The organism is Rhodanobacter spathiphylli B39, assembly GCF_000264295.1.
Lineage (GTDB): Bacteria > Pseudomonadota > Gammaproteobacteria > Xanthomonadales > Rhodanobacteraceae > Rhodanobacter > Rhodanobacter spathiphylli.
In genome coordinates this window covers 40,126-49,401 of record NZ_AJXT01000022.1, presented here as the reverse complement: position 1 = coordinate 49,401, position 9,276 = coordinate 40,126, and the positions used below count along the sequence as shown (strand labels likewise).

The window sequence follows — 9,276 nt, the reverse complement described above, 5'->3', positions numbered from 1 at the left end:
TCGTTCAGCGGTGTCGTCGGTGTTCGGGGATCGGCCGAAACACGTTTGGACGTCCAGAATGTTAGTCAGGTTCTCTCCGGGTGGGTCTGACCCGTTGTTGCCGCGTTGCGCTGACGGTGAATCGAAAACAGGGGTTCCTCAAGCGAGCTGAGTTAGGCGGTGCATGGGATGCCGCTGGCTGGCACACGGGTCGTAGTCCACGTCGTGGGCCAGCATCACCCACAGCTGGCGCGCATGCTTGTTGGCGATGGCGACCAGTACCTTGCCGAACGACAGCCGCGCTGCCAGAGACCGAATCCACCGTTGTTCGGGCGTGGCCTTTTCCGTGGCGACCGCCTTGGCACGCTGCAGGCTGCTGCGCGCGCCCTGGATCAGCAGCGTGCGCAGGTAGCCATCACCGCGGCAGCTGATCGCGCCCAAACGTTGCCAGGATGCATTTCCCTGGACGGTATTGTTGAACCGATGTTGCCGTCTCGGACCAGGATACAGACCGCTCCCGGGACCTCAGTCGTTCAGCGGTGTCGTCGGTGCTCGGGGGTCGGCCGAAACGCGTCTGGACGTCCAGAATGCCAGTCGGGTTCGCTCCGGGCGGGTCCGACCCGTGGTTGCCGCGTGGCGCGGACGTGGAACGAAACGGTGTGGCGAAGGCACGCAGCTCAGGCCATGCCGGCCTGCCGATGCATGGGATTGTCCTGCGCGTCTATCTCGCACGCCGAAAACACGCTCTTCGCCCGCTCCACGCCGATGGTTATAGTGCTCGTGGAGACTGCCTCTTCCGTTGACGCTGGCGTTGCAACACCATCATGGCCGTCGGGGCCGAAAGGGCAGCAAGTCGCTTTCTTCTCGTTCGAGCGGATGCCGTACCGGCGTCGCTTGACTCAATTGTTCACGCACACTGGACACTTTGGAGGCACAGTGAAGGTTCGTCGGATTGTCACCAACATCGCCAGCACGGAATTGAACAAGGCCAACGTGTTCTACGGGAAGTTCCTTGGCCTCGACACGCTGATGGATCACGGCTGGATCAGGACTTTCGGCTCCGATGAAAAGATGACACTGCAGGTCAGCGTGGCTTCGGAGGGCGGATCGGGCACCTCGGTCCCCGACCTGTCCATCGAGGTTGATGATCTGTCTGCCGCACTGGAAAGAGCGAAGGAACTTGGCATCTCCGTGGAGTACGGTCCGGCAGACGAGCCCTGGGGCGTGCGCCGTTTCTACGTTCGCGACCCGTTTGGCAAGCTCGTCAATGTCCTTCAGCATCAATAGCCCTTCATCGGACATCCAGGGCCAGCGGAACCCCTGGACGGCCTTTCCAGTGCATCTTCCCGGTTGCGCTTGCCCGAAGCCCACCGGTTGATATGCGCATCCGTCGGAATCGGGCGGATCAGCCGCTGCGCATTTCCTTGTCGCTCGAACGTTCCGCCTGCTGTTCTGGTGGCGCCTTTTCGCCGCGGGCGGCGGACAGACCGTGGGTGAGTTCGGCGCCCATCAGCACGATAGTCGAGGCGTAGTAGACCCAGGTGAGCAGCACCACCAGCGCGCCCGCCGGTCCGTAGGCGCCGCCCACGCTGGCGTGGCGGATGTACAGGTCGATCGCGTACTTGCCGGCGATGAACAGCACGGTGGTCAGCAAGGCGCCGCGCCAGGCATCCGCCCACGCGATGCGCGCATCGGGCAGGACGCGATACATCGCGCCGAACGCCGCGATGAACACCAGCAGCGAAATCACCTGCTCGGCGATGCTCCAGATCCACGAATCCACCGGCACGAAGAAGCGGATCAGCGTGCTGACCACGAACGACACGATCAGCAGGAAGGTGACGCCGACCAGCAGCGCGATCGCCCGGGCGCGCGCCCACAGCCAGGCGGTGATGGCCTTGCCGGGCCTGGCCTGGACATCCCAGATGACGTTGAGCGCGCCCTGCAGCTGGGCGAAAACCACCGAGGCACTGAACAGCGTGATCAGCAGGCCCACCACCCCGGCGACGTTGCCGAGCGTCGGCCTGGACTTCGCGTTCTGCAGCACCAGGGTGATCGCGCCGGCGGCCTTTTCGCCCAGTATCCCGGCCAGCCCGTCGGTCAGCTGTTGCTGCCACTCCGGCCGCAACGCGGCCAGCAGCCACAGCAGCAACACGATCAGCGGCGCGAACGACAACGCAGAGTAGAACGCGATGGCCGCCGCGCGGGTCAGCAGCGCATCGTCGCCGATCCCTCCGATCGTCTTGCGCAGGATGCTGGCCAGTCGCGACAGCTGCATGGACTTCCCCGGTGGTTGATCGTTGGCGGCACGTCTACGAGGACCGCTTCTTCTTCAGCACGCTGAAGGAGCCGTCGCTTTCCAGGTACATCGCCCTGACCTCGTCGAGCCGCTCGACGTCGGACAGCCGCAACTGGGCGTCGATCTCCTGCTCGGTGAGGTTTTCCCGGCGCATGTTGCCGCGCTGCAGGCGACCGTGGCGGATCATGAGCACCGGCGGCGCATCGGTCAGTCGCGAGATCAGCGCGTAACGGCAGCCCAGGTAATCCAGCAGATAGTTCCAGCAGACCAGGGTGGCGATCAGGGTCGCGCCGTCGGCCACCGTCTGGCCGTCGCCGATCATGGCGTTCTGCGCCGCGTCGCCCAGCAGCACCACGAACAGGATGTCCGCGATCCCGGCCGATCCCGCGTTGCGGCGCAGGACGAAGCGGAAGATCACGAACAGGAACCAGTACATCAGGCTGCCCCGCACCAGAATCTCCAGGGGCGACATGCTGAACGCGAGAAAGGACATGTTCATCGGTCTGTCCACGGCTTGCCGCGCATTCGTGCGGACCCGAGCGAGCATCCGGCGGCGATGGTCACGGCGGGACAGCCGAGGCGGATGCCGGCGGGCATCGACGGATCAACCCGCACCCGTCTTGCGGCGGGACTCACTGTCGATGTCCTGCTGGTCTTCGCGCAGCTCGCGGTCGCGCTCTTTCCGGTGGGTGGCGTCCTTCTTCGCGACATCGTTGTCGTTGCGGTCGCCGTCGCCATGCCTGTGGTTTCCAAGCGGCCGACCATGTCTGCGCTCTCTTGTCGAAAGCTGCACCTTGCACGCGGTTGCATCAAGAAAGGGTGACCACAGACCCACCCGATCCGGCACCGGCACCGCCCGTCAAACCACGGCCGGCGCGGTAGCGTCATCGCCCATCGCCGACCGGGGAAAACTCCCTTCCCCGCCATGGCGCATAACGCCAGCCGGAAATGCCGATGCGCAGTCTGGCCATGGAAGTCGCGCGACGTGTGCAACGTGTATGGCTACTTCGACAACGACGCCAAGGTGAAGGCGCCGTTCGACGCGATGAAGCTGCGCCGGCGCCTGCAGGCCTGACAGCCGCCGACCGGGCTTCAGCGGACCGTGAACCGCTCGCCGTACTTGTCGGCGTGGGCGATCAGATAGGCGTTGAAGAACTCCTGGTCGCTGTAGCCCTCGCCCCGCAGCCGCTCCAGCAGGTCCGGGTCCATCTGGGAGCGGATTTGTGCCAGGTCATGGCGGCGTCCTTCATGGATGATGCCGCGACCTTCGGTGGCGCCCGTCGCCTCGACCTCGGGCACCTTCGCCGGCACGAAGGGCGAAACCGGATCGCTGGCCGGGAAGGTCTCTTCCAGCGCCTCGTCCTGGTTGTCGCTTTCCCTGGCCTTGCGTTGCGCACGCATGGCCGGCGTTTCCGGCGCGGCCGGAGCGCCCTTGCCGTCGGGATGTGCGGAGTCTTTGCGGTCATGAGCTGACATGGGGCGTCTCTGCCTGGGGAGGAGCTCGCAGCGTGCCGACCGCGCGGTTAAATCCCCATGTGCATTCCGTCGAGGGGCCGTGTCGTGCATCGGCTGCAATGGAACGTCCATGCCGGGCGTGACGTCGTCTGCGCAAACCTTGCACGACCCATTCACCGGCGCGCGGGCATTGTCCCCACTCCCCCAACCGGAGTTCCCCATGGACGCGATCACCCTGCTCAAGAACGACCACGATGCGGTGGAAAAACTGCTCGAGGAACTGGCGCAAAGCACGCCCCGCGCCGTCAAGAAGCGCACCGAACTGCTGGAGAAGATCCGGGTGGAGCTGAAGGCCCACACCACCATCGAGGAAGAGATCTTCTACCCCGCATTCAAGGCCAGTGGCAACCAGTCGGACGATGACAAGATGTATTTCGAGGCGTTGGAGGAACATCGCGCCGCCGGCGACCTGGTGCTGCCCGACCTGCTGGCCACGCCCGTGGGCAACGAGAAGTTTTCCGGACGCGCCAAGGTGCTCAAGGAATTGGTGACCCACCACGCGGACGAGGAAGAGAAGGAGATGTTCCCCCGCGCGAAGAAGTTGCTCGACAAGGCGACCCTGGCGTCGCTGGGCGAGAAGATGGCGATGCGCAAGGCCGAACTGGTCAAGCAGTTGAAGTCGGATCGGGGGTGAAACCCTGGCTTGGCGCGCCCGACGGACCGACTGGTGCGTGGTGGTGGCCGCTGGCGACGTTCCGCCCGCTTTCCCAGGGCCGTGCGGCAATCCGGTGACCGCGGCGGCGCACGCCGGTCCGCCCATTCTGCTGGCGTGATCGGCATTCCGTTTTCCTCAGGAAGGCTTACACTCGTCCGGGATTGCACGAGCACCGGGGCCAGGAAAGATGTCGTTCGAAAAGGGAAAGCGGGTCCTCGTGGTCGAGGACGATCCCGTCGTTGCCATGGTGGTGGAAGACAGCTTGCGCGACATGGGACTGGAGGTCTTCGTCGACCTCTCGCTCATCGATGCGCTGGGTGACATCGAAAGCGGCGATTTCGATGCAGCCCTGCTCGACGTGGGGTTGCGTGGCGAGACCGCGCATCCGGTGATGGTGGCGCTGCAGGCGCGAAACGTGCCGTTCATGGTGATGTCGGGCGGCGACCTGCAGGCTCTGGCGGCGGAGTTCCCCGGCGTCCGGATGATGTCGAAGCCACTGGACATGGCGTCGCTGTGCAACGCCGTGCGCGACCTGCTGGCCTGATTTGCCGGCCTGATTTGCCGGCCTGGCCTGCTGGCTGGAGCCGCCGGCGAACCGCTGACCGCCGGTGCGGCTCACGCGCTCACGAAAAGTCCCCGCCCCTGGCATTCCCCAGCATCCGGCGCAGCCGGTTGGCCAGCGCCTCGACGGTGAATGGCTTGGTGATCAGCTCCATGCCCGCGGCAAACCCTTCCGATGCCGAAGCATCGGACGCGTAGCCGGTCATCAGCAGGACCTTGAGGTCGGGCCGCAGGGCCCGCGACGCATCGGCCAGGGCCCGGCCATTCATGCCGGGCAGGCCGATGTCGGAAATCAGCAGGTGGACATCTTCGCAGGAGCGCAATGCCGCCAGCCCCGCCTCGCCGTCAGCGGCCTCCAGCACCACGTAGCCCAGTTGATGCAGCACCTCGACCACCACGTGCCGCACCACCTCTTCATCCTCCACCACCAGCACGATCTCGCCCTGGCCGGGCGCCTCCAGCGCGTGCCTCGCTGCACGCTCGGCATCCTGCCCCGGCTCGTCCAGGTGATACGGCAGATACAGCACCACGGTGCTGCCTTTGCCCGGCGTGCTGCGGATGTCGCAGTAGCCGTTCGACTGCCGCGCAAAGCCGTACACCATCGACAGTCCCAGGCCCGTGCCCTGGCCCACCGCCTTGGTGGTGAAGAACGGCTCGAACGCGTGGTCGATCACCTCGGGGGTCATCCCGACGCCGGTGTCGACGACCTCGATGCAGATGTAGCGGTCGCTGCTCACCTCGTGCCACTGGCGCGTCTTGACGTCGTCGGCGTTCACGTTGCGCGAGCGGATGATCAGCCGGCCGCCGCCGGGCATCGCGTCGCGCGCATTGATCGACAGGTTGAGCACGGCGCTTTCGAGCTGGTTGGGGTCGCACAGCGTCGGCCACAGGTCGGGCGCCAGATCGAACTCCAGGGTGATCTGCTCGCCCAGTGTGCGTTGCAGCAGGTCGGCCATCGACAGCATCAGCGGGTTGGCCTGCAGCGGTCGCGGGTCCAGCGGCTGGCGGCGCGAGAAGGCCAGCAGTCGATGGGTCATCGCCGCGGCGCGGCTGGCCGAGTTCAGCGCACCGTCGACGAAGCGCGCCACGTCGCCCGTCCTGCCCGCATCCACCCGCAGCTGGATCAGGTCGAGCGAGCCGATGATGCCTTGCAGGAGGTTGTTGAAATCGTGGGCAAGCCCGCCGGTCAGCTGGCCGACCGCCTCCATCTTCTGCGCCTGGCGCAGCTGTGCCTCGATCAGCACCTTCTCGCTGAGGTCGCGGATGAAGATGTTGGTGCGGTAGCCCTGATGCAGGGACAGCGTGCTGATGCTGATCTCCACCGGCATCCTGCGGCCGTCGCGGCTGACCATCTCGATCGACCGCACCGCGGCGCGCGGAGCTTCCTGCGCCGGCAGCAGGCGCAGGCTGTCCTCGAAGCGCTGACGGTCCTGCTCCGACACCACCAGCGCGGACAGCGGCTGACCGATGGCCTGTTCGCGCTCCCAGCCGAACAGGGTTTCCGCGCGCGGGTTCCAGCGGACGATCAGGCCACCCTCGTCCAGCTGCGCAAAGCCGTCCAGCGCGGTGTCGATCACGCCGCGGGCCAGGTATTCGCTTTCCACCAGCGCCGTCTCGGCCTGCATCCGCTCGGTGACGTCGCGGGTGATCTTGGCAAAACCGATCAGCCTGCCGCCATCGTGGATCGGGTCGACCACCACGCTGGCCCAGAAGCGGCTGCCGTCCTTGCGCACGCGCCAGCCTTCCGCGCTGTAGCGCCCTTCGCGGCGCGCGGTTTCCAGGGCCGCCGCCGGCATGCCGGCGGCGCAGTCCTCGGGTGTGTAGAAGCGCGAGAAATGGGTGCCGATGACATCCTCGGCGGTGTACCCCTTGATGCGTTCGGCCCCGGCGTTCCAGTTGGTGATCACGCCCTGCGGATCAAGCATGTAGATCGCGTAGTCGATCACGCTGCTCACCAGCAGGGCGAAATTGCGTTCGCTGCGATGCAGGTTCATCGACGTCGCTTCCGCCACGCGGATGCGTTCGGACACGCGCTGTTCCAGCCGCGCGTTGCGCCCCTGCAGGGCCTGCTCGGCTTCCTTCTGCTCGGTGAGGTCGAGCAGCATGTTCACGCCGCCACTGAGGCTGCCGTCGTCATCGAACAGCGGCGTGGGATATGTGGCCAGCGTGACCCGGCTGCCATCGGGCCGTTCGGCCACCACCATCTCCCCATGCAACGGCCGCGCCTCGCGGATCGCGATGGCCATCGGGTACTGCTCGCGTGGCAGCGGGTTGCCGTCGGGTCCGAGCAGCTTCCACGAGGCCGCCCAGTTCTCGCCCAGCGATGGGCGCCGTCCGGCGAGATCGACCGCCGCCTCGTTGAAGAAGGTGAGCCTGCCTTCGGCATCGGTGGTGTAGATCGCCACCGGCAGGGCCTGCAGCACCTGCCCGGACAACTGCTCGCGCTTGCGGATCGCGCGGCTCAAGCGGTTCTGCTCGGACACGTCGACGGTAAAGCAGCGCGAATGGACTAACTGGCCATCGACAAACCGGCCGCTGGAGCTGATCTGCACATGCCGCACGCGACCGTCCCCGCCCACCAGGCGGGCCGGATACCGGTCCACCGATTCCCCGCCGCGGATGCGTTCCAGCAACCGCGTCAGGCGGTCGCCGTCGGCGTCGAACTCGCCCAGCTTGTGGCCCACGTATTCGTCGCGCCGGTAGCCCAGCAGATCCAGTTCCGCCTGGTTCGCACGCAGGATCGTGCCGTCCGCCGCCACCAGGCGCAGTCCCACCGCGCCATTCTCGAAGAAGTCCTCCGCCTCGTCGCGCGCGCGGTCCAGCTGGAAACACTTCAGCAGCACGCCGGAAGGCAGCTCGCCCTCCATCAGGGCGGAGACGCTCACGGATGCGCGCAACTGCTCGCCCGTCGCGCTTTGCAGCACGATGTCGATGTCATCCGCCGCATCGCCGGGCCGTGCCGCACGCGGCGCGGCCCCGGCGACGGTCCACAGCGCGTGGTCACTGGCGCCGATCTGCAGCGCATCGCCCCACAGCCGGGCTGCCTTCGCGTTGCGGGCGAGCACCAGGCCGTTGCCGTCGCACAGATAGGCCGGCATCGGCATCGCCTCCAGCAAGGCCGGGAAAGATCCGGAGAAACCTCCCGCGCCAAACGTCCCCGCCATCCGACCCACCCCCATATCCTGTCTGTCGACCCGATTCGAAGGACTGGCTTCGAAGCGTCGCGGGATGCATTCACGACCCTCTCACGCGGCGTCTTCAATCTTCGATCTTCAACTATAACAACGCCTGCCCTCCACACCCCGCCAAGCATGCTGCCGTGATTGTCCACGCGATGTGTCGACCCGAACTGCTGATCGGTTGCGCCGGCTGGTCGATCCCCGCCGCCCAGGCCGATCGCTTCCCCGAGGGGAGCAGCCATCTCGAACGCTATGCACGGCGCTTCAACTGCGTGGAGATCAATTCATCGTTCTATCGCCCGCATCGACCGGCCACCTGGCAACGCTGGGCGGCCAGCGTGCCGCGGGATTTCCGTTTCGCGGTGAAGATGCCCCGCGCCATCAGCCATGAGGCGCGCCTGCGCCATGCCGAACCGGCGTTGCGGGACTTCCTGGCTCAGGTCGAGGAGCTCGGGACGAAGCTGGGTTGCCTGCTGCTGCAGTTGCCGCCGAGCCTCGCCTACCGGCCGCCGGAAGTGCTGCCCTTCCTCGATCAGCTGAGGCGCCTGCACGCGGGTTCGGTGGCGTGCGAGCCGCGGCATCCGTCTTGGTTCCATCCTGCCGTGGGCCGTGCGTTGCGTGAACGCGGCATCGCGCGGGTGGCCGCCGATCCTGCCCGGCAACCCCGGGCCGCCGTGCCGGCGGGCGACCACCATCTGCAGTATTTCCGTCTGCACGGCTCGCCGCGGATCTATTACGACGCGTACTCCGGAGCCGCCCTGCGCCGGATCGAGCGCCGCCTGCGACGCCCCGACCCGGCGCCGTCCAGGCACTGGTGCATCTTCGACAACACGGCACTGGGCCACGCGGTGGCCAACGCACTGGAACTGGCATCGCGTGTGGGCGATGTCACCGACGTCTGAGAGGTTGTGATTTTTTCAACCTCGAAGCCCGGCCACGGCGAGGGCATGGCGAGGGCATGGCGAGGGCATGGCGAGGGCATGGATGCCCGAGTTGAGGTAACGCAGGGAGCAGTTGCCCGATGCCCGAGTTGAGGCAACGCAGGGAGCAGTTGCCCGATGCCCGCGTTGAGGCAACGCAGGAGCAGT

General features: G+C 66.4%; 9 protein-coding genes and 1 pseudogene. 5 read left to right on the top strand and 5 right to left on the bottom strand.

Translation table 11 applies throughout. From position 1 onward, the window contains the following. Nucleotides 1–138 precede the first annotated feature (138 nt). A pseudogene (locus tag UU7_RS09625) lies at nucleotides 139–423 on the bottom strand (IS110 family transposase); the annotation flags it as partial. Nucleotides 424–915: 492 nt separating this feature from the next. On the opposite strand from UU7_RS09625, the gene UU7_RS09620 reads away from it, so the two are divergent. Beyond that, the gene (locus UU7_RS09620) at nucleotides 916–1,266 is read left to right on the top strand and encodes a VOC family protein (RefSeq protein WP_007807762.1); all 351 of its coding nucleotides are present in this window, start codon (nucleotides 916–918) and stop codon (nucleotides 1,264–1,266) included. Nucleotides 1,267–1,384: 118 nt separating this feature from the next. Here UU7_RS09620 and UU7_RS09615 read toward each other — a convergent pair whose 3' ends face one another. Together UU7_RS09615 and UU7_RS09610 are read right to left on the bottom strand one after the other, a co-directional pair. Further along, complete coding sequence (locus UU7_RS09615) at nucleotides 1,385–2,257, bottom strand: YihY/virulence factor BrkB family protein (protein ID WP_007807761.1); 873 nt, start codon at nucleotides 2,255–2,257, stop codon at nucleotides 1,385–1,387. A 34-nt stretch (nucleotides 2,258–2,291) separates the two neighbouring features. Then, nucleotides 2,292–2,777, bottom strand: a complete 486-nt coding sequence (locus UU7_RS09610; protein WP_007807760.1) for a DUF421 domain-containing protein — start codon at nucleotides 2,775–2,777, stop codon at nucleotides 2,292–2,294. Nucleotides 2,778–2,861: 84 nt separating this feature from the next. Here UU7_RS09610 and UU7_RS09605 point away from each other — a divergent pair, with 84 nt between their 5' ends. Continuing rightward, a complete protein-coding gene (locus UU7_RS09605) occupies nucleotides 2,862–3,101 on the top strand; it encodes a hypothetical protein (RefSeq protein WP_157582119.1) in 240 nt (79 codons plus the stop codon). A gap of 269 nt (nucleotides 3,102–3,370) precedes the next feature. Here UU7_RS09605 and UU7_RS09600 read toward each other — a convergent pair whose 3' ends face one another. Beyond that, nucleotides 3,371–3,754: a hypothetical protein gene (locus UU7_RS09600; RefSeq protein WP_040673216.1), complete on the bottom strand. Its 384-nt coding sequence runs from the start codon at nucleotides 3,752–3,754 to the stop codon at nucleotides 3,371–3,373. Nucleotides 3,755–3,953: 199 nt separating this feature from the next. On the opposite strand from UU7_RS09600, the gene UU7_RS09595 reads away from it, so the two are divergent. Next, the gene (locus tag UU7_RS09595) at nucleotides 3,954–4,427 is read left to right on the top strand and encodes a PA2171 family ribosome-binding persister protein (RefSeq protein ID WP_007807754.1); all 474 of its coding nucleotides are present in this window, start codon (nucleotides 3,954–3,956) and stop codon (nucleotides 4,425–4,427) included. 208 nt (nucleotides 4,428–4,635) lie between these two features. Beyond that, nucleotides 4,636–4,992, top strand: coding sequence for a response regulator (locus tag UU7_RS09590; protein WP_007807751.1), 357 nt, complete (start codon nucleotides 4,636–4,638; stop codon nucleotides 4,990–4,992). Nucleotides 4,993–5,071: 79 nt separating this feature from the next. On the opposite strand, the gene UU7_RS09585 is transcribed toward UU7_RS09590, so the two are convergent. Continuing rightward, the gene (locus UU7_RS09585) at nucleotides 5,072–8,173 is read right to left on the bottom strand and encodes a PAS domain S-box protein (protein WP_162098645.1); all 3,102 of its coding nucleotides are present in this window, start codon (nucleotides 8,171–8,173) and stop codon (nucleotides 5,072–5,074) included. Nucleotides 8,174–8,343: 170 nt separating this feature from the next. Here UU7_RS09585 and UU7_RS09580 point away from each other — a divergent pair, with 170 nt between their 5' ends. Further along, nucleotides 8,344–9,090 carry a DUF72 domain-containing protein gene (locus tag UU7_RS09580; protein WP_007807748.1) on the top strand — a complete coding sequence of 249 codons (747 nt, stop codon included), beginning with the start codon at nucleotides 8,344–8,346 and terminating at the stop codon, nucleotides 9,088–9,090. Nucleotides 9,091–9,276 lie beyond the last annotated feature (186 nt).

What these genes read in the sequence shown, in the direction of transcription:
- UU7_RS09585 (WP_162098645.1), bottom strand. Translation starts at nt 8,173, where the DNA reads ATGGCGGGGACGTTTGGCGCGGGAGGTTTCTCCGGATCTTTCCCGGCC.
- UU7_RS09600 (WP_040673216.1), bottom strand. Translation starts at nt 3,754, where the DNA reads ATGTCAGCTCATGACCGCAAAGACTCCGCACATCCCGACGGCAAGGGC.
- UU7_RS09610 (WP_007807760.1), bottom strand. Translation starts at nt 2,777, where the DNA reads ATGAACATGTCCTTTCTCGCGTTCAGCATGTCGCCCCTGGAGATTCTG.
- UU7_RS09590 (WP_007807751.1), top strand. Translation starts at nt 4,636, where the DNA reads ATGTCGTTCGAAAAGGGAAAGCGGGTCCTCGTGGTCGAGGACGATCCC.
- UU7_RS09580 (WP_007807748.1), top strand. Translation starts at nt 8,344, where the DNA reads ATGTGTCGACCCGAACTGCTGATCGGTTGCGCCGGCTGGTCGATCCCC.
- UU7_RS09605 (WP_157582119.1), top strand. Translation starts at nt 2,862, where the DNA reads ATGCCGGCGGGCATCGACGGATCAACCCGCACCCGTCTTGCGGCGGGA.
- UU7_RS09615 (WP_007807761.1), bottom strand. Translation starts at nt 2,257, where the DNA reads ATGCAGCTGTCGCGACTGGCCAGCATCCTGCGCAAGACGATCGGAGGG.
- UU7_RS09595 (WP_007807754.1), top strand. Translation starts at nt 3,954, where the DNA reads ATGGACGCGATCACCCTGCTCAAGAACGACCACGATGCGGTGGAAAAA.